Raw genomic sequence first — 21,793 nt, 5'->3', positions numbered from 1 at the left:
ATCACTCCTTGTTGTTGGTGGTCGTGCTCTGGGGGGTGGTGATGTCTGTGGTGGCGAGGCCGGGCTCGTCATAGGCCGCAGGGCCCGGGTCGAGGGCCGCGCGGCGTTCGGCGACGATGAGCTCCTCGAGCCAGCGCACCTCGCGCTCGGCGCGCTCCTCGCCGTGCTGCTGGAGGGCGAGGGTGTAGCTGTCCATCCGCTCGCGACGGGCTTGCGAGGCGTCGCGGATGTTGGCGAGCCGCTCCTCGAGCCGGGAGCGCCGGCCCTCGAGGATGCGCAGGCGTACCTGCGCCTCGGTGCGGGAGAAGAAGGCGAAGCGGACGTCGAAGTCGTCGTCGTCCCAGGCGTCGGGGCCGCTGGCCGCGACGAGGTCCTGGAAGTGCTCCTTGCCGTCTGCGGTCAGCTCGTAGGTGATGCGGGGGCGTTTGCTGCTGCCCGTCGGCGCCTCGGTGGTCTCGTGGATCCAGCCCGAGTCGACGAGGTGGCGCAGCGCCGGGTAGAGCGAGCCGTAGGACAGCGCTCGGAAGATGCCGAGCGCCGTGGTGAGCCGCTTGCGCAGCTCGTAGCCGTGCAGCGGGCCGTCGTGGAGCAGGCCGAGCACCGCGAACTCGAGCAGCGCAGCGCGGCGGCTCTGAGGACGTTCGGACTTCGGCACACCTTCACCATACACGCAGATATATCGCTGCGATACATCACACCGACGCATCGCGACGGCCGCCCCACGTGCTAGGCGTCCGGGCCGCTGTGGCCTGGACCGGAGCCGAGGTCGTCAGGACTCGGGGATGTAGACGGCCACGAGCCGGACGCCCGTCGCGGAGACCGCCCCGTCGTGACGCAGGGTCACGGTGCCTTCGGGCCGGGCCGGCTGTGCCGCCGTCGTCAGGCCGCCTGAGATGGCGGTGCTCTCGTCGACGAGTCCGGTGAGGTGCTCGGCCCCGACGGAGGGGCCACCGGTGCCGGCATACCCGTAGGTGACGAGGAACGGCCGACCGCCGGGTGTCGGGACGACGAGCTCGTCGCGCGTCGTCGCGTCGGCGACCGAGACCCGGCCGTCGAGGCGGTAGCGGTAGCCCTCACGCTCGATGACGTCGGGGAGGACCGTGACCGGCTTGCCGGACAGGTCCCTGATCAGGGTCTGGGCGCCCTGCTCGTAGACGGCGCCGGTGAGCTGGGCACCGTCGACGGAGGCCGGCTTGCTCGTCTTCGCGTCGACCAGCTGGATGCGCACGGAGGCAGCTCGGCCCACCGTCAGGTCGGTCCAGCCCTGGCCCGGCTCGCCGGGGACGGTTCCCCCGGGCGGTAGGTCGCGCTGCTGCGGTCGGCCGCCCGAGCACGAGCTGCCGAAGAAGCCTGTGGTCCCCCGGAGGCTGACCGTGACCATGTACGTCGCGGCCTCGGTCTGGGTCAGGCCGGGCAGGAAGCACTCGGCACCGACCGACGCGTGAGTCGTCGTGGGGGTCCACATCAGGGTGAACTGCCCCTGGCCGCGGTCGCCGATGAAACCGGCGACCAGGGTGTCGTCGGCCACCTGGGCCCGGTAGCGCAGGCCGTCCTTGACGACGTCGCCGGGAGCGTCGGGGACGGAGCGGAGCGGCATGCCGTCGGCTCCGAGCATCGGGGCGGCGCTCGACGGCGACCCGGCGGGCATGGTCGGTGCGGGACGGCCGAGCGAGGACACGACACCGACGGCGAGGGCGGCGACGGCGAGCGTCGCGACCGAGCCTGCGGCGACCGCGCGACGCCGCTTCGTGTGGCGCACCCGGTCGGCGACCCCGGCCGTGAAGTCGCGGGCGCTGCCGAGGTCGTCGGCGTGGGTGGTCAGCTCGTCGCGCAGGTCGGTGAGGTTCATCGGACACGCTCCTCGTCGGAGGTCGGGCTCAGGGTGGGGTCGATGCGGAGCTTGGCCAGCGCACGGCTCGCCTGGCTCTTCACGGTGCCGACGGAGCACTGCAGGATCTCGGCGGTCTCGATCTCGGACAGGTCCTCGTAGAAGCGGAGCACGACGACGGCCCGCTGGCGCTTCGGCAGCCGAGCGAGAGCCCGCCAGAGGTCGGTGCGGTCGTCGACGCGTCCGTCCTCGGGGCGGTGCCCGGCACCCGCGGCACGCTCGGGCGGATCGGCCGTGGCCTGCTCGCCGTTCCAGCGCCGCCGCCACCAGCTCGAGTACGTGTTGACCATGACCCGGCGGACGTACGCGTCGGGCTGGCCGTCGATGCGGCCCCAGGCGAACCACGCCTTGGCGAGGGAGGTCTGCACGAGGTCCTCGGCGAGCGCGCGGTCGTGGGTCAGGAGGTATGCCGTCCGCAACAGTCGGGTGGAGCGCGTCGCCACGAAGTCGTCGAAGGACCCTCGGTCCACGGCTCGTCCCCCTGTCAGCGGCCCGGCGGAGAGGCTGCTCGCCCCGGCGTCGGTGCCTGTCACTGTCGTCACATCCTGCAGGACCGGCTGACCCCGGAGAAAGGTTGCACGCCGCACCCGGGTATGTGACAACAGTCTGTGGGGCGCTTGTGCGGGTCGTGTGAGCCGCCTCCGTGGTTTCGTCGTCCCGGTGCCGGTCAGGTCATACTGAGTGGCGGCCCGGGACGGTTTCTCGGGCCTGATCAGTGAATGGAGCAGGTTGTGACGCAGAGCAGGCGCGACATCCGCGCTGCCCAGCAGGCGGCCGGCAAGGGCCGGCCCCAGCGCGGAGGGAATGGCAACGGCACGGGCCGGTCGACCGGAGGCACCGGCTTCGACGACGGTGACGGCGAGGGCCGCACCGGCTGGAAGAAGTGGGTGCTCGGCACGCTCAAGTGGGGCTCGATCGCCGCCGCCGTCCTGCTCGTGCTCGGCGTCGTCGGCGTCGTCGTCGCCTACAACCAGACCGCCATCCCGCAGCCCAACGAGCTGGCCAACAAGCAGGTCTCGATCGTCTACTACAGCGACGGCAAGACCGAGCTCGACCGCATCGCCGTCCAGGACGGCAACCGTGAGTCGGTCAAGCTCAAGCAGGTGCCGAAGTTCGTCCAGGACGCGCACATCGCCGCCGAGGACCGCACGTTCTACCAGAACAACGGCATCTCGGTCGGCGGCATCCTGCGCGCCGTCAAGACGAGCGTCACCGGTGAGGCCCAGGTCGGTGGCTCCACGATCACCCAGCAGTACGTCAAGAACTACTTCCTGACCCAGGACCGCACGCTCTCCCGCAAGGCCAAGGAGATCCTCATCGCGGTGAAGATCGACGGCCAGCTCTCCAAGGCCGAGATCCTCGAGAAGTACCTCAACACGATCTACTACGGCCGCGGCGCCTACGGCATCCAGAGCGCGGCCAAGGCGTACTTCGGCAAGGACGTCTCCAAGCTGACCGTCGGTGAGGGCGCCGTCCTGGCGTCGGTCATCAACGCGCCGTCGCTCTACGACCCGGCCAACGGCGACACGGCCGAGGCCAACCTCACGAAGCGCTACGCCTACGTCCTCGACGGGATGGTGCAGGAGGGCTGGCTCAGCGCGGCCGAGCGGGCGAAGTACACCGGGCTGCCGAAGATCCAGGCCTACAAGGGCAACAAGTCCTCGTCGGGGCCCAACGGCTACATCACCGCCCAGGTCAAGCGCGAGCTCCTCTCCACCGGCCTGACGGACCAGGAGATCGACAACGGCGGCCTGCGCATCGTCACGACGATCGACAAGAAGGCCCAGACCGCGGCCGTCGCGGCGATGAAGGACAACCTGCCCAAGAAGGTGACCGGCGGACTCGTCGCGGTCCGTCCCGGCGACGGCGCGGTCGTCGCGATGTACGGCGGCGCCGACTACGCGAAGAGCCAGTACAACACCTCGACGCAGGCGATCATGCAGGGCGCCTCGAACTTCAAGCCGTTCGCCGTCCTGGCCGCCGTCCGGGACGGGATCTCGACCAAGACGAAGTTCGACGGCGACCAGCCGCAGGAGATCGCCGGCACGAAGATCACCAACTTCGGTGACCGCTCCTACGGCATGGTCGACATGCGCCGGATGATCGGCCGCTCGATCAACACGGCCTTCGTCAACCTCAACAACACGATCACGCCGGCCCTGACCCGACAGGCGGCCATCGACGCAGGCATCCCGGAGCGCACTCGTGGACTCGGCACCGACCTGACCAACGTCCTCGGCACCGCCTCCCCCCACGTCATCGACATGGCCACGGCCTACTCCACCATCGCGGCGCAGGGCGTACGGGCCAAGCCGTACTTCGTCAAGAAGGTCACGTCGACCACCGGTGACTTCACGTACGAGGCCAAGCCGCAGACGAAGCGCGCCTTCGACAAGGACGTGACCGCCGACGTCACCGATGCGATGACCTACACCGTCAAGGACGGCGGCACCGCGACGAAGCTCCAGCGCCTCGGCCGGCCCATCGCCGGCAAGACGGGCACCTCGTCCGAGGCGAAGTCGATCTGGTTCTCCGGCTTCATCCCGCAGCTGGCGGTGTCGATCGGCATGTACAAGCCCGACTCCGACGGCAACCCGCAGACGCTGACGAGCTCCGAGGACACCAACCTCACGGGTGGCACGATCCCCGCCGACGTCTTCTACGACTTCATGAAGGTCGTGACGGAGAACATGGAGGTCCAGGACTTCCCGAGCCGCGTCGGTGTCGGCGACGACAAGATCCCGACGCCGACCCCGACGTTCACGCCGCCGCCACAGACGACGACGACGACCCAGGCGCCGGCCACGACGACGACCGAGGCGCCGACCACCACGACGGCACCGCCGACGACGACGACGCAGCAGCCGACGAAGACGAAGGGCACCGGGAAGCCCCAGCCGACCACGACGCAGCCGACGATCACGATCCCGTTGCCCGGGGGACCGTCGCCCACCTCGACCAAACCCGGCAACGCCCCATGAGGCGGGGGCGGGCCGGTGACCGTGCCGGGGTGACGGGATGACCGTCCGGTGACCGAGAAGGTCGACGACCCCGTCGTGCGGGCGGCCTCCGAGCTCATCGGAGGCCCCCGCGGACGGTATGCCGCGGCCCGTGAGCTCCCGTGGGTGCTCACGGCCGCTCTGCTGTCCGCCCTGACGGCCGTCACCGCCGGTCTCGCGATCCTGCTGCGGGCGCCCTGCCTGCGCACCGGCTTCGCGGGCGACACCCAGTTCTGGAGCGCCTGCTACGCCGACCTTCCTACGGCGTACCGGGACGCGAACGTCAAGGCCGGCCTCGCGGCATACCTCCAGGGTGGCGACGGCGCACCGGTCACCGGGCAGCCGCCCCTGACCGGGCTCGTGCTCACGGCCGTGGCCAGCCTCGCCCCCGACGACGGGTCGCTCAAGACGCGGGCTGCGTGGTACTTCGCGCTGTGGTCGGTGCTGCTGACCCTCCTGCTGCTCGTCATCGTGTGGCTCGTCGCGTCGTCGGCCGCGCGACCCATCTCGGCGGCGCACGTCGCGCTCTCCCCCGTCGTCGTGCTGGCGGGGTTCGTCTCGGCCGACCTGCTCGGCGTGGCGCTGGCCAGCGCCGGGATGTGGGCGTGGTCGCGGCGCAACCCGACGCTCGCGGGAGTGCTGCTCGGGCTCGCCATCGGGGCGCGGACCTACCCCGTGCTCATCCTCGTCGCGATCGCGCTGCTCTGCGTGCGGTCCGGTCGGCTGCACGAGATGGGTCGCGTCGTCGGCTACGCGCTGCTGACGTTCGGCGCGCTGCTCTCCGGGCTCTGGCTGCTCAACCGCGAGGCGGCCGCCTCCCCCTACCAGGGGTGGGCGTCGGCCGGAGCCGGCTACGGCTCACCGTGGCTGCTCCCGCAGCTCGCCGGGCACCCGCTGCCCACCGGGGCCGTCACGGCGCTCGCCGTCGTCGGCTGGCTCGTCGCCCTCGTGGCCGGTGCCGTGCTCGCGCTGTCGTCGGCCCGGCGACCGACGATCGCCGAGGTGTCGCTCGTCATGGTCGGCATCGTGCTCGTCACCGGCAAGTCGTTCACCGTGCAGAGCTCGGTGTGGCTCCTGCCCCTCGTCGCGTGGTGTGCCCTCCAGTGGCGGGACCACCTCATCTGGGCCGGGGCCGAGACGCTCAACTTCGTCGCGGTGTGGCTGACGATCGCAGCGACGACCGTGCCCGATCGTGGGTTGCCGGCGTCGTGGTACGCGTTCTTCTCGATGCTGCGCGTCGTGGCCGTGCTGTGGCTCGTGGCCGTCGTGTGGCTGCGGGCCCGCGACCGGTGGAGCCGGTCGAAGGGGGAGCCCGACGACCTCGCGGGCCCGATGAGCGGCGCCGAGGACCGACTCATCGTCCGCTTCTCCTGACCCGTGCGGACGCGCCGGCGCCACGATTTCGGTGTATGCCGTCCGGCCCGGTAGTCTTGCCCAGTTCGCCGTGTGCCCGGTGCCCTGTGGATCGAGCCGACTCGATGTCGGTGAGGTCTGCGAGGCTGAACCCGGCTGGTAGATCAGGCCGGGCCCCAGGCTCGCGGCGGGACGAATGCAACCCTCCTGTCACGAGAGAGACTCGTGACCGCCGAGACCAGAGGAGGTGGGTTAGAAGCATGCGTCAGTACGAACTCATGGTCATCCTCGACCCGGAGACCGAAGAGCGCACCGTCGACAAGACGATGGACAAGTTCCTCACCGTCGTGAAGAACGACGGGGGCACCGTCGAGAACGTCGACATCTGGGGCCGCCGCCGTCTTGCCTACGACATCAAGAAGAAGTCCGAGGGCATCTACGTCGTCGTCAACATGACGACCGAGCCGGCCACCGCCCAGGAGCTCGACCGCCAGCTGAACCTCAGCGAGTCGGTCATGCGCACCAAGCTGCTGCGCCCCGGCGCCTGATTCAGCGAAGTTACTGATCCGCTCGATCAACCGACGAAGGACTGGTCCATGGCAGGCGACACCGTCATCACGATCATCGGCAACCTGACCGCCGACCCCGAGCTGCGTTTCACGCCGTCCGGGGCCGCGGTCGCGAACTTCACCGTGGCCTCGACGCCGCGGCAGTTCGACCGCCAGAGCAATGAGTGGAAGGACGGCGAGACGCTGTTCATGCGCTGCTCGGTGTGGCGCGACGCGGCGGAGAACGTCGCCGAGTCGTGCCAGCGGGGCATGCGCGTGATCGTGTCCGGCCGGCTGAAGTCTCGTTCCTACGAGACGAAGGAAGGCGAGAAGCGCACCGTCGTGGAGATGGACGTCGACGAGATCGGCCCGTCCCTGCGCAGCGCCACCGCCAAGGTCAACAAGACCCAGCGCGGCGCGGGCGGTGGCGGCGGCTTCGGCGGCGGCCAGGGCCAGGGCGGCGGCTGGAGCGGTGGCTCCGGTGGCCAGGCCGAGGACCCGTGGGCGACCGGCGGCTCCGCCGGTGGCCAGGCGGCCCCGGCTGCAGGTGGCCAGCAGGGCGGCGGCTGGAGCGGTGGCTCCGGCGGCGGCCAGCCGGCTGCCGGTGGCCAGCAGGGTGGTGGTTGGGGCGCAGCCCCCAGCTACGACGAGCCCCCCTTCTGATCGAGCAGGTCAGCACCGTCGTCCGGTGACGCAGCCGGACGGCACACCCCGTAGTTCTGAAACCCATCCCGGGGCACGAAACCCCGGGCTCTCATCAAGAAGGAGAGCACCACGATGGCAAAGCCCGTTGTGCGCAAGCCCAAGAAGAAGGCCAACCCGCTGAAGGCGGCGAAGGTCGAGAACATCGACTACAAGGACACTGCGCTCCTGCGCAAGTTCATCTCCGACCGCGGCAAGATCCGCGCGCGTCGCGTGACCGGTGTGTCCACCCAGGAGCAGCGCCTCATCGCCACGGCCGTCAAGAACGCCCGTGAGATGGCCCTGCTGCCCTACTCGAGCTCGGCTCGCTGAGCCGGTTTCGGGAACGAGGAGAACACCATGAAGCTCATTCTCACGCACGAGGTCACCGGTCTCGGTGCTGCTGGTGACATCGTCGAGGTCAAGGACGGCTACGGCCGGAACTTCCTCATGCCGCGCGGTCTCGCGACCCCGTGGACCAAGGGCGGCCAGAAGCAGGTCGACGCCCTGACCAAGGGCCGCGCGGTCCGCGAGATCAAGGACCTCGACACCGCCAAGGGTGTCAAGGGCCAGCTCGAGGCCACGTCGGTCAAGGTCCCGGCCAAGTCCGGCCAGTCCGGTCGCCTCTTCGGCGCCGTCAGCAACGGCGACATCGCCGCGGCCGTCAAGGCTGCCGGTGGCCCGGAGCTCGACAAGCGCAAGATCGAGGTCAAGCAGGCCATCAAGACGCTCGGCTCCTACGAGGCGACCGTCCGTCTGCACCCCGAGGTCGCGGCGACCCTCAAGTTCGAGGTCGTCCCCGCCTGACCGTCGAGGTCTGACACGTCGAAGGGCCGGCTCCGCACACGCGGAGCCCGGCCCTTCGTCATGCCCCGCCCGACGGTGCGGTCGCACCGGTTGCACAGGTTGCCAAGGTCGAACAGGTCGCACAGGTCGCACAGGTCGCTGCGCGTCTGCCGGCCACGTGCACACCCTCAGGTCGGCCGCACGCCGTGCACGGCGTGCCGCTGACCCGAAGGTGTGCCGGCGGCTCGGATGCCCGCGGTCGGTCAGCTGGAGTCGCGGACGACGAGCTCGGTGTCGAGCGTCGTGACCCGGGGCGGGGACTCGCCCGCGAGCAGGCGCAGCAGGGTGTCGGCCATGACGACGCCCATCTCCCGGGCGGGCTGGGCCACGGTGGTCAGGCCGACCTTGCCGCGGGTGGCGTACTCGCTGTTGTCGAAGCCGACGACGGCGACGTCCTCGGGCACCCGCAGCCCGCGCTCCTCGAGCGCGAGCAGCGCCCCGCTCGCCATGAGGTCGCTCGCGACGAAGAGCGCGTCGATGTCGGGGTACTCGTCGATGAGGGTCAGCGCGGCGCGGATGCCACCGGCCTCGGTGAAGTCGCCCCGCGCCAGGCGGTGGTCGGGCAGCCCGCCCCCCGCGAGGGCGTCGCGCCAGCCCTGCTCGCGGTCGACCGAGGCCGGCATGTCGGCCGGGCCCGTGATCGTCGCGATCGCCGTGCGCCCGCGATCGATGAGGTGCTGGGTGCCCCGGACGCCGCCGAGGCGGTTGTCGACGTCGATGTAGTAGTCGCCGTCGACGGCCGCCTCACCGATCGGCCGGCCACCGAAGACGACCGGCAGGGAGCGGCTGAGCGAGGTGAGGAAGTGGTCGCCGGAGTGGTGCGAGACGACGATGGCCCCGTCGACGTTGCCGCCGAGCAGGTAGCGCTTCGTCTTCTCCGAGGGCGAGCTCGGGCTGGTCAGCTGGAGGTTGAGCACGTAGTCGCTGTCGTCGAGCCGGTCGCTGATGCCCTGGACGACGTCGGCGAAGTAGGGGTCGCCGAAGAAGCGGTGGGTGTCCTCGGGCACGACGAGGGCGATCGACATCGTCGCGCGGGCCACGAGCGACCGTGCGGCCCGGTTGGGCACGTAGTCGAGCTCGGCGATGGCCTTCTCGACGACGGCGAGAACGTCCGGGCTGACCCGGGGCGAGCCGTTGATGACGCGCGAGACCGTGGCCCGGGACACGCCGGCCACCCGGGCGACCTCCTCGAGGGTGGGGCGCCCGACGGGGGTGGCGGGCGTCCCGTCGCTCATGCTGTCGATTCTCCTGCTGGTTCGTCGCCGTCGCCGCTCCCGGCCGGATCGTCCCACGGGGTGGGCAGCCGGCGCGTCGCGATGATGCGGGCGTAGTCGAGGGCGCTCGCCTTGGGCGTGCGCACCTGGGTGTCGTAGTCGACTCGGACGATACCGAAGCGCTTGGCGTAGCCCCAGGCCCATTCGAAGTTGTCGAGCAGGGACCAGTAGAAGTAGCCGCGCACGGGCACCCCCGCGTCGATGGCGTCGAGGACCGCGCCCAGGTGCGCGCGGACGTATGCCGTCCGGCCGCGGTCGTCGACGAAGCCGTCCTCGTCGGGGACGTCGTCGAAGGCGGCGCCGTTCTCCGTCACGTGCAGGGCCACGCCGGCCGGGCCGGCGTAGTCCTGCTGGAGCCGGACGAGCAGGCGGGTCAGCCCCTCGGGCTGGATCTCCCAGTCCATCGCGGTGACGGGCAGGCCGCGGGGGTGGCGGTGCGCGTCGTCGGCCGCGGGGAAGGGCGAGCGGGTGACCCGGCCGCCGTTGACGCTGTCGTCGAGTGTGGCGACCGGTGGCTCGTGCCCGATGGCCTCGCCGTTGTAGTAGTTGACGCCGAGGACGTCGATGGGCGTCGAGATGACGTCGAGGTCGCCGTCCATGATGTGGTCCTCGAGGCCCAGATGGCGGACGTCCTCGAGGAGATCGGCGGGGTACTCGCCGCGGAAGATCGGGTCGAGGAAGACCCGGTTCATCTGGGCGTCGATCCGGCGCGCCGCGTCGACGTCGCGCGGGTCGGACGGGTCGACCGGGTCGGCGACCGTGAAGTTGAGCGTCAGGCCGAGCTCGAGCGCGGCGTCGCGAGCCCGCAGCTCCTGCACGACCCTGCCGTGACCGAGCATGAGGTGGTGCGCGGCGGCGAGGCCGTCGGCGGGTGAGGTGCGTCCCGGCGCGTGCATGCCGGCCGTGTAGCCGAGGAAGGCCGAGCAGAAGGGCTCGTTGAGGGTCGTCCAGGTGCTCACCCGGTCGCCGAGCCGGTCGTGCACGGCCAGGGCGTAGTCGACGAAGCGGTCGACGGTCTCACGGGAGGTCCACCCGCCACGGTCCTCGAGGGCCTGGGGCAGGTCCCAGTGGTAGAGCGTCAGCCACGGCGCGATGTCCGACGCGATGAGCGAGTCGACGAGCCGCTCGTAGAAGTCGAGGCCCTTGGCGTTGACCGGGCCGCCGGCGGGGCAGACGCGCGCCCACGACGTCGAGAAGCGGTAGGACTGCATCCCCAGCGTCTTCATGAGGGCGACGTCAGCGGCATACCGGTGGTAGTGCTCGCAGGCGACGTCACCGGTGTCCCCGTTCACGACGGCGCCCGGGGTGTGCGAGAAGGTGTCCCAGATGGAGTCGGTGCGCCCGTCCTCGTGGCGAGCCCCCTCGATCTGGAAGGCGGCGGTTGCGACGCCGAGGACGAAGTCCTGCGGCACCGGGCGGGACTGTGCCACAGCACGACCGGTGGCCGAGGTCGTGAGCGGCTGGTGGGTGTGCGGCTGGTCGGTCATCCCTTGACTGCTCCTTGCATGATGCCGGAGACAAGCTGCCTCCCGGCGAAGACGAACAGGACGATGAGGGGCAGTGCCATGAGCACGACCCCGTTGAGCACGAGGGAGTAGTCGACGAAGTAGGCGGCCTGCAGCTGCTGCAGGGCGACGGGCAGCGTCGGGTTGCCTGGGTCGAGGATGATGAACGGCCAGAAGAAGTTCGTCCACGTCGCGATGAAGGTGAACAGGCCGAGCATCGCCGCACCGGGGCGGGCGGCAGGTAGGGCGATGGACCAGAAGGTGCGCAGCGTCGACGCGCCGTCGACGCGCGAGGCCTCGATGAGCTCGTCGGGCAGCGCCTCCTGGAGGTACTGCGTCATCCAGAAGACGCCGAACGCGCTGACGGCACTGGGCAGGATGACGGCCCACAGGCTGCCGATCCAGCCGAGCTTGCTCATGACGATGAAGAGCGGCACGATCCCGAGCTGGGTCGGCACGGCCATCGTCGCGATGACGAAGACGAGCAGACCGTTGCGGCCCCGGAAGCGCAGCTTGGCGAACGCGAAGCCGGCCATGGCCGAGAAGAGCACGACGAGCACGGCCACCGTGGAGCTGACGAGGATGCTGTTGCCGAGCGCCTTCCAGAACGGGATCGTCGTCACGACGGTGCTCGCGTTCTGGAGGAAGTGCCCGCCGGGGACCAACGAGAACGGGTCCTGCACGATGGCGACGGAGTCCTTGCTGCCGCTGACGTAGGACCACCAGAGCGGGAACGCCGAGCCGACGAGGACGATCGCGAGGAAGACGTAGGCCGTCGGCCCGGCCTGGGTGCGGCGCACGAGCCTCGTGCCCCGCCGGGGCTTCACGACGGGTGCGGGGGTCAGGGTCGGGGCGGTCATCGCTGTCCCTTCGAGGCGATCCGGCGGGTGACGAGGAAGTTGACGACCGCGAAGACGATGACGATGAGGAAGAGCATCCACGCCACGGCGGCCGCTCGGCCGAAGTTCTTCTGCGTCCAGCCGAGCTGGTAGAGGTAGAGGGTCAGCGTCTGCCACTGGCGGTCGGCGCCGCCCAGGCCGTACTGGTCGTACATCCGGGGCTCGTCGAAGATCTGCAGGCCGCCGATCGTCGAGGTGATGACGACGAAGATGATCGTCGCGCGCAGCTGCGGGATGGTGATCGAGAAGAAGGTGCGGATGCGGCCCGCGCCGTCGATCATGGCCGCCTCGTAGTAGTCGCGCGGGATGGCCTGCATGGCGGCGAGGAAGATCAGGGCGTTGTAACCGGTCCACCGGAAGTTGACCATCGTCGCGATGGCCACATGGCTGGGCAGGACCTCCTTGTGCCACTGGATCGGGTCGATGCCGACGAGACCGAGCAGGTGGTTGACGAGCCCGAACTTGTCACCGAAGAGGTCGCTGAAGATGAGGGCGACGGCGACGGGGGCCACGACGTAGGGCAGCAGCACGCCCATCCGCCAGAAGGTGCGCGCCCGCAGCCCGCTGTCGAGGGCGGCGGCGATGACCAGCGCCGCGATGACCTGCGGCACGCTCGAGAGCAGGAAGATGCTCACGGTGTTCTTCAGCGCGTTCCAGAAGTAGGGCTGCGCGAGGACGTCCGCGTAGTTCTTGAGCCCGACGAAGTCGCCCTGGCCCCCGATGAGGCTCCACTTGTGGAGCGACACCCACGCCGTGTAGAGCAGCGGGAAGAGCCCGACGATGCCGAAGAGGATGAAGAACGGCGAGACGTACGCGTAGGGCGCGCCCTTCTCGTCGAGCTTGGTCAGGCGACGGCGCCAGCCCGAGCGGGGTGGGAGGGGCGTGCGCTGCACGATCGCCGCGGCGCCGGCCGGGTCCGGCTGCGTCGTACGGGTGGGGGACTGAACGGTCATGGCGCTTCCGATGGTAGGGCGGACGGCCCGGTGCCCGGGTGAACGGTGAGGGGTGCACCGGGCCGTCCGCAGTCGGCTGGTCGACGGGCCGGGCGTTCGACCCGTCGACCGGCGGGATCAGGTCAGCCGAGGGCCTTGACGTCGCCGACCCACTTGTCCCACGACTCCTGCGGAGCGGTGCCCTGCTCCACGCGGGTCAGGGCCTGCTGCATCGCGTCGTTGATCGCGAAGTAGTGGGTGCCCTTGTACGGCGTGATGGTGACGGCCTTGGCGCGTTCGGCGAAGATCTGGCCGGTCGGCGCGTTGTTGAAGGAGGCGACCGTGAAGGAGAGCAGGTCCTGGCTCTCGAGGGCCTGCTTCTGGCTCGGGAAGGCGCCGACCTTCTTGAAGGCCTTGATCTGCTGCTCGGGCGCGGTCAGCCACGCGGCGAGCTCCTGGGCCTCCTTCGGGTGGGCGCTCTGCTTCGGCACGGTCAGGTACGAACCGCCCCAGTTGCCACCGCCACCGGGGAAGGTGTTGGCGACGTCCCAACCCTTGACGCCCTTGGCGTTGCCCTCGATGATCCCGACCATCCAGCCGGGGCAGAGCATCGTCGCGAAGCCGTTCTTCTGGTAGCTCGCGGTCCAGTCGTCGCCCCACTGCTGGAGCTTGGCCGAGAGACCGTCGGTGATGCCGGCCTGGATGACCTGGTCGTAGACCTTCTTGACGGCGGGGTTGTCCGTCGCGGTGATCGCGTCGTCGCTCGGGTTCTCGTAGGCGGCCTCGAGCTGGTTGACCATGCCCTGGTACGTGGCCCCGATGCTGTCGAAGAAGGGGACCTTCGACTTGGCCTTGAACTGCTTGCCGGCGGCGAAGTAGCTCTCCCAGGTGTTGCCGAACATCTTGGCGACCGACGCACGGTCGCTGGGCAGTCCGGCGGCCTTGAAGAGGTCGCCGCGGTAGCAGATGGCCTCGGGACCGGAGTCGGTGCCGTAGCCGATGAGGTGGCCCTCGGCGTCCGTGGCGGCCTTGGCCTTCCAGTCGAGCCAGCGGCCCTGGACGTCGGCGGAGTTGAGGTCGGTGAACTTGTCGGAGTACTGGAGCATCTCCGGGAGCCAGTCGACCTCGACGGCCTCGACGTCGGCCATGCCGCTGCCGGCCGAGAGGCGGGTGAAGAAGTTGTCGCGGGCCTCGTTGGAGGTCGCGGCCTTCTTGTGCGTGATCTTGATGTTCGGGTGCGACTTCTCGAACTCCGGGATGAGCTCCTCGTAGCCGAACTGGTTGAAGGTGGCGAGCGTCAGGGTGACCGGTCCGCCGCCGGTGCTGCCGGCCTGGGTGGAGGGGCTGTCGGCACCCGAACCCGAGCTGCAGGCCGAGAGGGCCAGCAGGCCGACGGTCAGGGTGGCGAGTACGGCGTGGCGAGAGCGCACGGAGGGCGCGCCGGTTCGGGTGGAACGGGATGTCATGGAGAGCTCCTTTGGTCTCATCCCCAATGTGGGTGTGGGAGCGCTCTCCGTGCGTGAGACGAGGCCGTGAGAGCGCTCTCACGAGGAGAATGGAGGTGCCGGAGGGCATCGGTCAAGAGCCGTGACCATTCCGTGACCTGATCGCCGCTAGCGTGGAGGTCCAGACGCCGGCGTGGGCCCGGCATCGGTGGGAGGTTCCCATGACCGTCTACGACCTCGTCGCGATGGGCCGTGTGGGCGTCGACCTCTACCCCCTCCAGCACGGCGTCACCCTCGACGAGGTCCACACCTTCGAGAAGTCCCTCGGCGGCAGCGCGGCCAACGTCACGGTCGCCGCGGCCCGCCACGGTCGGCGCACCACCCTCATCAGCGCCACGGCCGACGACGCCTTCGGACGCTTCGTCCACCGCGAGCTGCTGCAGCTCGGCGTCGACGATGCGCACGTGCAGACCGTCTCCGGAGGCCCGCCGACTCCGGTCACCTTCTGCGAGGTGTTCCCGCCGGACCACTTCCCGACCTGGTTCTATCGCTACCCGGTCGCGCCAGACCTTCTCATCACCACGGATTCGCTTCCCCTGCAAGCGATCCGGGAGGCGCAGGTCTACTGGTCCACCGTCACCGGGCTCAGCCAGGAGCCGAGCCGCTCGGCCCACCACGCTGCGTGGGAGGAGCGCGGCCGGGCGCCGCTCACCGTCCTCGACCTCGACTTCCGGCCCGCATTCTGGAGCGCGGCCGACGAAGCCCGTCGGCAGGTGCGCGATGCCGTCGGTCGAGCGACCGTCGCCGTCGGCAACGTCGAGGAGTGTGAGCTCGCGACCGGCGAGGCCGACCCCGTCCGCGCCGCCCGTGCGCTCCTGGCGGCGGGCGTCGACCTCGCCGTCGTCACGCAGGGACCACGTGGCGTGCTCGCCATGACGCCCGCCGAGCAGGTGCGGGTCGGTGGGTTCCCGATGAGGGTCGTCAACGGCATCGGCGCCGGCGACGCGTTCGGCGGGGCGCTCGTTCACGGCCTGCTCGAGGGGTGGGACCTCGAGCGCGTGCTGCACTTCGCCAACGTCGCCGGCGCTCTCGTCGCCGGCAGGCTCGGGTGCTCGACGGCGATGCCCACGACGGGCGAGGTTCAGGCCCTGCTGTCCGACGTCGAGGTCGCCGACGGCGCCATGTGAGGGCGCGCGAGCGGGCCCGGAAACGAGAAAACCCGCCCCTGCTGGTCACGTCGCCGAACTCGACCAGCAGGGGCGGGTGCCCTTGACCCGATGATCCGACAGGGGAGGAGATCACCGAGTCGCACAGGAGCAACTCACGAGGTCGACTATGAGCGCCCGACCTTAAAGAACGCTGGGAAACCCGTAGCAGTTGGCCATGACCGGGCCGCCGCGTCGGCCCGGATCGCGGGGACGCCGGGGGACGGCACACGTGCGCCGGCTGCGGCGCGGGAAGGTCAGCCGGGAACGGGGCTGGACGCTCCCGGGGCGAGGGGCGCCGACCGGAACGTGCGTGGCGCCGACCCGTGCTCCCGCTTGAAGGCGGCGCTGAAGGCGAACGCGTTGGCGTAGCCGACGGCGTGCGCGACCTGCTCGACGCTGAGGCTGCCCGACCGCAGCAGGTCGGCGGCGCGGGCCAGCCGCCAGTGGGTGAGGTAGGCCATCGGCGACTGGCCGACGAGGTCGCTGAACCGGCGCGAGAGGGTCGCCCGCGAGACGTGGACGTGGGCGGCGAGGACGTCGAGGGTCCACGGATGCCCCGGCTCGTCGTGCAGTGCCGCGAGGGCCCGGCCGACGAGCGGGTCGGAGCCCGCCCGCCACCACGAGGGCGCGGAGTCCTCAGCGCGCGAGAACCACTGGCGGACGGCGTCGATGAGCACGAGGTCGACGAGGCGGTCGAGCACGACCTCCTGACCGGGTAGGTCGCGCTGCACCTCACGGGCGAGCAGGCCCGAGAGGGTGGGGTCGGCCTCATCGGCACGGACGACCGCCACGTCGGGCAGGGCGTCGAGCAGCCGACCCGTCACCTGGCTCGCGAGCTCCCACGATGCCGTGAGGAAGGTCGTGTCTCCTGGCTCGCCCCCCGCGTTGCCCCACGTCCGCGTGCCGAGCCCGAGCGACACGGCCAGGTGCTCGCCCGTCACCGAGCGGCAGACGTTGCCGGGCTCGATGACGACGGTCGGCTCGGTCGCGACGGCGTCGGCGAACACCCACGGGTGGGTGCCCTTGACGAGGGCCAGGTCACCGGGCCCCAGCGCGATCTCTTCGCCGCGCTGGGACAGGAGCTCGGCCGTCCCCGCCACCAGGACGACGAGCCCGAGGGCGGCCTCGTCCTCGACCCGCAGGGCCCACGGCGCTCGCATCTCGCACCGCAGCAGCGAGGCTCCGCGGGCCCGGTGACCGTCCATCACCGCTGAGGGTGTCCATCGCTCCACGGTACGCCGATGAGACGATGGCTGAGGTTGATGAGCCGAAGGCGCATTCACCTGCTCACCGTGGTGCAGTGTCATGGAGACATGGACACCACTCTCCTGCGTACCGTCACCCTCGCGACCGCCCTCGGCACCGGCGTGCTCGGGGGCGTCTTCGTCGGGTTCTCGACCTTTGTCATGCCGGGCTTCGACCGGCTCGCGGCCGGCGACGCCGTGCGCGCCATGCAGGCCGTCAACGTCACGGCGCCACGCGGTCTCGCCGTGCCGCTCCTCGTCTCCGGCCTCGGGTCGCTCGCCGTCGGCGGCTGGGCGTTGGCCCGCTCCAGCGGCAGCACCCGGGCCCTGCTCGTGGCCGGGGCACTGACCGGCGTCATCGCCCTCGGGGTCACCGGGGCCTACCACGTGCCGCGCAACGACGCCCTCGGCCGGGTGGACGCGAGCTCCGCCGCGGCGGCGGCAGCCTGGCAGGGGTATGCGCCGGGCTGGGTCGCGATGAACCACGTGCGGGCCGCGCTGTCGCTGGCGTCCGCGGGGCTCCTCGTGGCCGGCGCCGTCCGGGCGGGCTGAGCCTCAGCGCGCGCCGACGACCATCCAGTCGTCACGGCGCGCCCGCCACCCGAGCAGGACGCCGCGGATGACCATGAAACCGGTGAAGGCGAGCCACAGCACGACGACGTCGCGGGTCGCGGAGCTGCTCGGCCCCGCGGCGCGCACCGCGAGGATGAGGGGCAGGTAGGCGACGAACGTGACGACCATGCCCCACGCGAGCCACCGGCCGTCTCCTGCGCCGATGAGCACGCCGTCGAGGACGAAGACGTAGCCGGCGACCGCCTGACCGAGCCCGACGACGACGAGGGCAGCACCGAGCGCCTCCTGGACGGCGGGGTCCGGGGTGAAGAGCGGCGGCACGACCGAGTGGAGCCCGGCGATGACGAGGCCGAGGGCCAGGCCACCCCACACCCCCCAGCGGATCATCGTGCCCATGGCCTCCCGAACCGCCGTCCGGTCGCCGGCCCCGAGGGCGCGACCGGTGATGGCCTGGGCCGCGATCGCGAGGGCGTCGAGCGCGAAGGCGAGGAACGACCAGACCGTCATCGCCACCTGGTGGGCCGCGAGGGTCACGTCGCCGAGCGAGGCCGCGACCCACGTCGTGACGATGAGGATCGCGCGCAGGGCGACGGTGCGTACGAGCAGGGGTATGCCGGTCCGCGCGGCCGCGAGGACGCGCGCGGGATGCGGGCGCAGCCGGGCGTGCCGAGCCCGTGCTTTGACGAGCAGCACCGTGACGAGGGCGACACCCATGCCGGTCTGGGCGATGACGGTGCCCCACGCGGATCCGGCGATGCCCCAGTGCAACCCGTAGACGAAGACGAGGTTGAGCACGATGTTGGCGCCGAAGCCGACGACCGAGGCGACGAGAGGGGTCGTCGTGTCCTGGAGGCCACGGAGGACACCGGTGACAGCCAGGATGACGAGCATCGCGGGGATGCCGAGGGCGGAGATGCGCAGATAGGTCGTCGCCTGTTCGATGACGGCGGGGGAGGCGCCGAAGGCAGCGCTGATCGGTCGGGCCCACACTGCCACCGCCGCGGCCGTGACGGCGCCGAGGCCGAGGGCCAGCCAGAAGCCGTCGATGCCGGCGCTCACGGCGGAGCGCTCGTCGCCCGCGCCGAGGTGGCGCGCGACGACGCTCGTCGTGCCGTATGCGAGGAAGACGAAGATGCCGGCCGCCGTCACGAGGGAGGCGCTCGCGACCCCGAGCCCGGCGAGCTCCGCGGTGCCGAGGTGGCCGATGATCGCCGAGTCGACGAGGAGGAAGAGCGGCTCGGCGATGAGGGCGAGGAAGGCCGGGACCGCCAGCCGGACGATCTCGCGGCGGTGGTCCGTGGGCAGCGGAGAGGTGGGGCTCATGCGTGGCTCACGTCAGCGGTCCGAGGTGCTTGAGGGCCTCGCGTCGCGACAGGCCGGACAGGTCGGGGTGGGCCGCGACGAACGAGCGCACCCACTGCGGGTCGAGGCGGGCGTGGTCGCGCAGCGCCCAACCGATCGCCTTGCGGCTGAAGAAGTCCGGGTCGTCGATGTTGGGCTCGACGACGTCGGTGAGCAGCGACTGGTCGAGTCGGTCACACGCGCCGACCTGGCAGATGATCGCCGCTCGGCGCACCCACAGCGAGTCCGATCCGGCCCAGTCGCGCATGCGTAGCCCCTCGACCGTCGGGTGGGCGAGCACCGTGTCGCGGACGAGGTGGGTCGCGATGTCGTCGACGACGTCCCACCACGCACCGGCCCGGATCAGGCTCTCCCACAACGGCATCGCGTCGCTGTCGACCCACGCGCGGTAGGGGCGGTGGCGCGCGAGGGCGATGGCGGCATACCACTGCTCCCGGTGGGTGGCGCCGTCCCACAGGGCGCGGATCGTCGCCTCCCACTGCTCCCGTGACTCCATGGCGAGGCCGGGGTCGCGGAGCAGGGGAGCGAGGGCCGCCTTGAGCTGCGGGGACGTGAGGCCGAAGTACGGCATCGCCGACTTCATGTAGCGCTGCTGGCCGGCCGCCCGCTCCGGATCGGCCCGGGCGACGAGGGCGGCCCGCACCTCCGACACGAGGTCGGGGTGTGGGCCGATCGACATGTGCCAACCGTAGTCGGCGCCGCCCACGGCCCGGGTCAGCCGACGACGAGGGTGCGGCGAGGGGGTGGGTCGGCGACGGCGTCAGGCCGGCCGGACCGCCCGGCCGAGGTAGCCGAAGACCCACGGGCGCATGACCTTCGGCAGCGGCGCGTAGGCCCGCTCGATGTCCGCGACGACGAGGCCGGACTCCTCGACGAGCCGGTCGATCGGGCGGGTCAGGTGGCACCCGTCGAAGACCTTCTTCTGCACCGGCTCGATGAGGCGCTGCCAGCGCTGGACCCCCTCCTCGGGGGCGATGCCGTGCTCGAGGAAGTGCAACGCGGCGCCGGGGCGCAGGACGCGCCGGACCTCGGCGAGGGCGCGGCCGACGTCGGGGATGGTGCACAGCGTGAACGTCGAGAGGACCGCGTCGGCGCTCGCGTCCGGCAGGCTGAGCCACTGGCCGTCCAGGTCTCCGCGGTCGATGGGGATCGGGCTGCGCGCCCGGCGCTCGGCCCCCAGCTCCCAGGCGACGTCGGATGGCTCGACGGCGACGACGCGGGTGACCGCGGTGGGGTAGAGCCCGATGTTGAGGCCGCTGCCGAAGCCGAGCTCGACGACCTCGCCGTGCAGGCCCGCGCACGCCCGGGCCCGGAGGGCACGGATCTTCTCGTCCTCACCGCCGGAGGCCACGAGCCGCGGCGTGACCTGGGTCGCCCAGATGCCCATGCGAGCAGACTAGGCCGATCGGTACGTCCGCGCGCAGGGTCGCGGTTCAGGCGGGGGTGCCGAAGCGGACGGCGTTGCGCTCACGCGCCTTCTGGCGCTCGATCTCGCGGTCCTTGGGCGGAGCCGTCGTCGTCAGGTGCTCGAGCAGGTGGGCTGTCGCGTGGGCGATCGCCTCGACCGCCTCGTCGAAGGCCGCCTGGTTGGCCTGGCTGGGCTTGGTGCTCCCGCTGACCTTGCGGACGTACTGGAGCGCGGCGGCATGGACCTCGTCGCTCGTCGCGGCCGGCTCGAAGTTGTGGAGCTGTCGGATGTTGCGGCACATACCTCGACTGTATGTCGCGGCCACCCGCTCGGGGCCCCGCCAGACCTCCGTTCGAGGTGATCTCGCGACCCACCACGGTGTCGGGATCACCTCGACCGGCGGAGGGGCGGTGGACATTTCTCGCCGAAAGGGTTGCCATGTGAGAGTTAGTAAACTTTACTAACTCTCGTGACCACCGCACTGCCGCGAGCCCGCCGCGTCTCTCCCCGCACTGCCGTGCTGCCGGCGCACGGCCGGCGGCACAACCTCTCGCTCGTGCTGCAGATGCTCTACTCCGTCGGTGCGATGAGCCGTGCCGACCTCGCCCGCCGTCTCGGGATGAGCAAGGTGACCGTCTCCGACCTCGTCTCCGAGCTCATGGACAGCGGTCACGCCGTCGAGCTCGGGCCGTCCGAGGTCGTGCGCCCCGGCAAGCCGGGCACCCTCGTCGACGTCAACCGCACCGGCCTGCAGGCCATCGGCGTCGACCTCGCCGCCCACGAGGTCCTCCGCGCTGCGGTGCTCGACCTCGACGGGAACATCCTCGTCCGTGCGGAGCGCCCGATCGGCGACGACTCCGGCCAGGCCGTCGTCGACACGGTGCTCGACCTCGTCCACGAGGTCATCGGCGCCGCCACCGCACCGCTGCTCGGGATCGGCGTCGGCACGCCCGGCATCGTCGGCCCGGGCGGTGTCGTCGACACCGCGCCCAACCTCGGCTGGAACGACGTACCCCTGCGCGACATCGTCGCCGACGCGACCGGTCTGCCCGTCTTCGTCGTCAACGACGCGGACGCCGCCGTCCACGCCGACTACACGCTCGGTGACGGTGGCGACGACCTCGTCCTCGTCAAGATCGGTCGCGGTGTCGGTGGTGGGCTCATCGTCGGCGGCCAGCGGGTGCGCGGTGCGCACTTCGCGTCCGGCGAGATCGGCCACGTCACCGTCGGCACCGACGGCGGCGCGACGTGCCGCTGCGGCAAGGTCGGCTGCCTCGAGACGTGGATCTCGGCCCCCAACCTCGAGAAGGCGCTCGCCGCGGCCCCGGCCGACGACCCGGAGGGCCCCTTGCGCGAGGCGGGCGAGCGGCTCGGCATCGCCCTCGCCCCTGTCGTCGCTGCGCTCGACCTCTCCGAGGTCGTCCTGAGCGGCCCCGAGCACCTCCTCGGCGGGGTCCTGCGCGACGCCGTCGAGGAGACCCTCCGGGCCCGTCTCCTCGCCCGCACGACGACCGACCTCACGGTGCGCCTCGCGCACCGCTCCGACGACATCGTCCTACGCGGCGCTGCCGTCCTCGTGCTCTGGGACCAGCTCGGCGTCGCCTGAGCCACGGTCCACCCGACCCGGC

22 protein-coding genes are annotated in these 21,793 nt (G+C 71.0%); 9 read left to right on the top strand and 13 right to left on the bottom strand.

Annotated elements, in window-relative coordinates:
• Window position 1: 1 nt before the first annotated feature.
• From NR112_RS06130 to NR112_RS06120, 3 genes are all read right to left on the bottom strand, one after another.
• Window positions 2-655, bottom strand: coding sequence for a PadR family transcriptional regulator (locus NR112_RS06130; RefSeq protein ID WP_256793105.1), 654 nt, complete (start codon window positions 653-655; stop codon window positions 2-4).
• 114 nt (window positions 656-769) lie between these two features.
• Window positions 770-1,849: a hypothetical protein gene (locus NR112_RS06125; protein WP_256793104.1), complete on the bottom strand. Its 1,080-nt coding sequence runs from the start codon at window positions 1,847-1,849 to the stop codon at window positions 770-772.
• Window positions 1,846-2,358, bottom strand: coding sequence for a SigE family RNA polymerase sigma factor (locus tag NR112_RS06120; RefSeq protein WP_256793103.1), 513 nt, complete (start codon window positions 2,356-2,358; stop codon window positions 1,846-1,848). Before NR112_RS06120 ends, NR112_RS06125 begins: the two co-directional genes overlap by 4 nt.
• 261 nt (window positions 2,359-2,619) lie before the next feature.
• Here NR112_RS06120 and NR112_RS06115 point away from each other — a divergent pair, with 261 nt between their 5' ends.
• The 6 genes from NR112_RS06115 to rplI all read left to right on the top strand — a co-directional run bounded on the left by NR112_RS06115 (window position 2,620) and on the right by rplI (window position 8,276).
• Window positions 2,620-4,869: a transglycosylase domain-containing protein gene (locus NR112_RS06115; RefSeq protein ID WP_256793102.1), complete on the top strand. Its 2,250-nt coding sequence runs from the start codon at window positions 2,620-2,622 to the stop codon at window positions 4,867-4,869.
• Between the two features lie 48 nt (window positions 4,870-4,917).
• Window positions 4,918-6,261: a glycosyltransferase 87 family protein gene (locus NR112_RS06110; RefSeq protein ID WP_256793101.1), complete on the top strand. Its 1,344-nt coding sequence runs from the start codon at window positions 4,918-4,920 to the stop codon at window positions 6,259-6,261.
• A gap of 239 nt (window positions 6,262-6,500) precedes the next feature.
• Window positions 6,501-6,788 (top strand): 30S ribosomal protein S6, encoded by a 288-nt coding sequence (rpsF, locus tag NR112_RS06105; protein ID WP_028785248.1) that lies wholly within the window; start codon window positions 6,501-6,503, stop codon window positions 6,786-6,788.
• A 48-nt stretch (window positions 6,789-6,836) separates the two neighbouring features.
• Complete coding sequence (locus NR112_RS06100; protein ID WP_256793100.1) at window positions 6,837-7,451, top strand: single-stranded DNA-binding protein; 615 nt, start codon at window positions 6,837-6,839, stop codon at window positions 7,449-7,451.
• 114 nt (window positions 7,452-7,565) lie between these two features.
• Entirely contained in the window at window positions 7,566-7,802 is a 237-nt protein-coding gene (rpsR, locus tag NR112_RS06095) for a 30S ribosomal protein S18 (protein WP_056779614.1), read from the top strand.
• A 27-nt stretch (window positions 7,803-7,829) separates the two neighbouring features.
• Window positions 7,830-8,276 (top strand): 50S ribosomal protein L9, encoded by a 447-nt coding sequence (rplI, locus tag NR112_RS06090; RefSeq protein ID WP_056750292.1) that lies wholly within the window; start codon window positions 7,830-7,832, stop codon window positions 8,274-8,276.
• Between the two features lie 242 nt (window positions 8,277-8,518).
• Here rplI and NR112_RS06085 read toward each other — a convergent pair whose 3' ends face one another.
• From NR112_RS06085 to NR112_RS06065, 5 genes are all read right to left on the bottom strand, one after another.
• Window positions 8,519-9,550, bottom strand: coding sequence for a LacI family DNA-binding transcriptional regulator (locus NR112_RS06085; protein WP_256793099.1), 1,032 nt, complete (start codon window positions 9,548-9,550; stop codon window positions 8,519-8,521).
• Window positions 9,547-11,076, bottom strand: coding sequence for a GH1 family beta-glucosidase (locus NR112_RS06080; RefSeq protein ID WP_256793098.1), 1,530 nt, complete (start codon window positions 11,074-11,076; stop codon window positions 9,547-9,549). Before NR112_RS06080 ends, NR112_RS06085 begins: the two co-directional genes overlap by 4 nt.
• Window positions 11,073-11,954 (bottom strand): carbohydrate ABC transporter permease, encoded by an 882-nt coding sequence (locus NR112_RS06075; protein WP_256793097.1) that lies wholly within the window; start codon window positions 11,952-11,954, stop codon window positions 11,073-11,075. Before NR112_RS06075 ends, NR112_RS06080 begins: the two co-directional genes overlap by 4 nt.
• Window positions 11,951-12,946, bottom strand: a complete 996-nt coding sequence (locus tag NR112_RS06070; RefSeq protein ID WP_256793096.1) for a carbohydrate ABC transporter permease — start codon at window positions 12,944-12,946, stop codon at window positions 11,951-11,953. Before NR112_RS06070 ends, NR112_RS06075 begins: the two co-directional genes overlap by 4 nt.
• A gap of 122 nt (window positions 12,947-13,068) precedes the next feature.
• A complete protein-coding gene (locus NR112_RS06065; protein WP_256793095.1) occupies window positions 13,069-14,391 on the bottom strand; it encodes an extracellular solute-binding protein in 1,323 nt (440 codons plus the stop codon).
• Between the two features lie 200 nt (window positions 14,392-14,591).
• Here NR112_RS06065 and iolC point away from each other — a divergent pair, with 200 nt between their 5' ends.
• A complete protein-coding gene (iolC, locus tag NR112_RS06060; protein WP_256793094.1) occupies window positions 14,592-15,557 on the top strand; it encodes a 5-dehydro-2-deoxygluconokinase in 966 nt (321 codons plus the stop codon).
• 275 nt (window positions 15,558-15,832) lie between these two features.
• Here the strand turns inward: iolC and NR112_RS06055 are convergent, their stop codons facing one another.
• Entirely contained in the window at window positions 15,833-16,810 is a 978-nt protein-coding gene (locus NR112_RS06055; protein ID WP_374511649.1) for an AraC family transcriptional regulator, read from the bottom strand.
• Between the two features lie 81 nt (window positions 16,811-16,891).
• On the opposite strand from NR112_RS06055, the gene NR112_RS06050 reads away from it, so the two are divergent.
• Window positions 16,892-17,374 (top strand): DUF1772 domain-containing protein, encoded by a 483-nt coding sequence (locus NR112_RS06050; protein WP_256793092.1) that lies wholly within the window; start codon window positions 16,892-16,894, stop codon window positions 17,372-17,374.
• A gap of 3 nt (window positions 17,375-17,377) precedes the next feature.
• Here the strand turns inward: NR112_RS06050 and NR112_RS06045 are convergent, their stop codons facing one another.
• From NR112_RS06045 to NR112_RS06030, 4 genes are all read right to left on the bottom strand, one after another.
• The gene (locus NR112_RS06045; RefSeq protein ID WP_256793091.1) at window positions 17,378-18,718 is read right to left on the bottom strand and encodes an MATE family efflux transporter; all 1,341 of its coding nucleotides are present in this window, start codon (window positions 18,716-18,718) and stop codon (window positions 17,378-17,380) included.
• A 7-nt stretch (window positions 18,719-18,725) separates the two neighbouring features.
• Window positions 18,726-19,436 (bottom strand): DNA alkylation repair protein, encoded by a 711-nt coding sequence (locus NR112_RS06040; protein WP_256793090.1) that lies wholly within the window; start codon window positions 19,434-19,436, stop codon window positions 18,726-18,728.
• 81 nt (window positions 19,437-19,517) lie between these two features.
• Entirely contained in the window at window positions 19,518-20,144 is a 627-nt protein-coding gene (locus NR112_RS06035) for a class I SAM-dependent methyltransferase (RefSeq protein WP_306216816.1), read from the bottom strand.
• Between the two features lie 46 nt (window positions 20,145-20,190).
• Window positions 20,191-20,466 (bottom strand): DUF2277 domain-containing protein, encoded by a 276-nt coding sequence (locus NR112_RS06030; RefSeq protein WP_256793089.1) that lies wholly within the window; start codon window positions 20,464-20,466, stop codon window positions 20,191-20,193.
• 168 nt (window positions 20,467-20,634) lie between these two features.
• Here NR112_RS06030 and NR112_RS06025 point away from each other — a divergent pair, with 168 nt between their 5' ends.
• Complete coding sequence (locus NR112_RS06025; protein WP_256793088.1) at window positions 20,635-21,771, top strand: ROK family transcriptional regulator; 1,137 nt, start codon at window positions 20,635-20,637, stop codon at window positions 21,769-21,771.
• Window positions 21,772-21,793 lie beyond the last annotated feature (22 nt).

This window comes from Terrabacter sp. Ter38 (genome assembly GCF_024519435.1).
Classification (GTDB): Bacteria; Actinomycetota; Actinomycetes; order Actinomycetales; family Dermatophilaceae; genus Terrabacter.
Note: the sequence above shows the minus strand (reverse complement) of the source record. Positions and strands in the feature narration are given on the sequence as shown.

Bases quoted from the DNA above. Each gene is read 5' to 3' on its own strand.
- NR112_RS06125 (WP_256793104.1), bottom strand. From the start codon at position 1,849: ATGAACCTCACCGACCTGCGCGACGAGCTGACCACCCACGCCGACGAC.
- rpsF (WP_028785248.1), top strand. From the start codon at position 6,501: ATGCGTCAGTACGAACTCATGGTCATCCTCGACCCGGAGACCGAAGAG.
- NR112_RS06100 (WP_256793100.1), top strand. From the start codon at position 6,837: ATGGCAGGCGACACCGTCATCACGATCATCGGCAACCTGACCGCCGAC.
- rpsR (WP_056779614.1), top strand. From the start codon at position 7,566: ATGGCAAAGCCCGTTGTGCGCAAGCCCAAGAAGAAGGCCAACCCGCTG.
- rplI (WP_056750292.1), top strand. From the start codon at position 7,830: ATGAAGCTCATTCTCACGCACGAGGTCACCGGTCTCGGTGCTGCTGGT.
- NR112_RS06085 (WP_256793099.1), bottom strand. From the start codon at position 9,550: ATGAGCGACGGGACGCCCGCCACCCCCGTCGGGCGCCCCACCCTCGAG.
- NR112_RS06080 (WP_256793098.1), bottom strand. From the start codon at position 11,076: ATGACCGACCAGCCGCACACCCACCAGCCGCTCACGACCTCGGCCACC.
- NR112_RS06075 (WP_256793097.1), bottom strand. From the start codon at position 11,954: ATGACCGCCCCGACCCTGACCCCCGCACCCGTCGTGAAGCCCCGGCGG.
- NR112_RS06070 (WP_256793096.1), bottom strand. From the start codon at position 12,946: ATGACCGTTCAGTCCCCCACCCGTACGACGCAGCCGGACCCGGCCGGC.
- NR112_RS06065 (WP_256793095.1), bottom strand. From the start codon at position 14,391: ATGACATCCCGTTCCACCCGAACCGGCGCGCCCTCCGTGCGCTCTCGC.
- iolC (WP_256793094.1), top strand. From the start codon at position 14,592: ATGACCGTCTACGACCTCGTCGCGATGGGCCGTGTGGGCGTCGACCTC.
- NR112_RS06050 (WP_256793092.1), top strand. From the start codon at position 16,892: ATGGACACCACTCTCCTGCGTACCGTCACCCTCGCGACCGCCCTCGGC.
- NR112_RS06045 (WP_256793091.1), bottom strand. From the start codon at position 18,718: ATGAGCCCCACCTCTCCGCTGCCCACGGACCACCGCCGCGAGATCGTC.
- NR112_RS06040 (WP_256793090.1), bottom strand. From the start codon at position 19,436: ATGTCGATCGGCCCACACCCCGACCTCGTGTCGGAGGTGCGGGCCGCC.
- NR112_RS06035 (WP_306216816.1), bottom strand. From the start codon at position 20,144: ATGGGCATCTGGGCGACCCAGGTCACGCCGCGGCTCGTGGCCTCCGGC.
- NR112_RS06030 (WP_256793089.1), bottom strand. From the start codon at position 20,466: ATGTGCCGCAACATCCGACAGCTCCACAACTTCGAGCCGGCCGCGACG.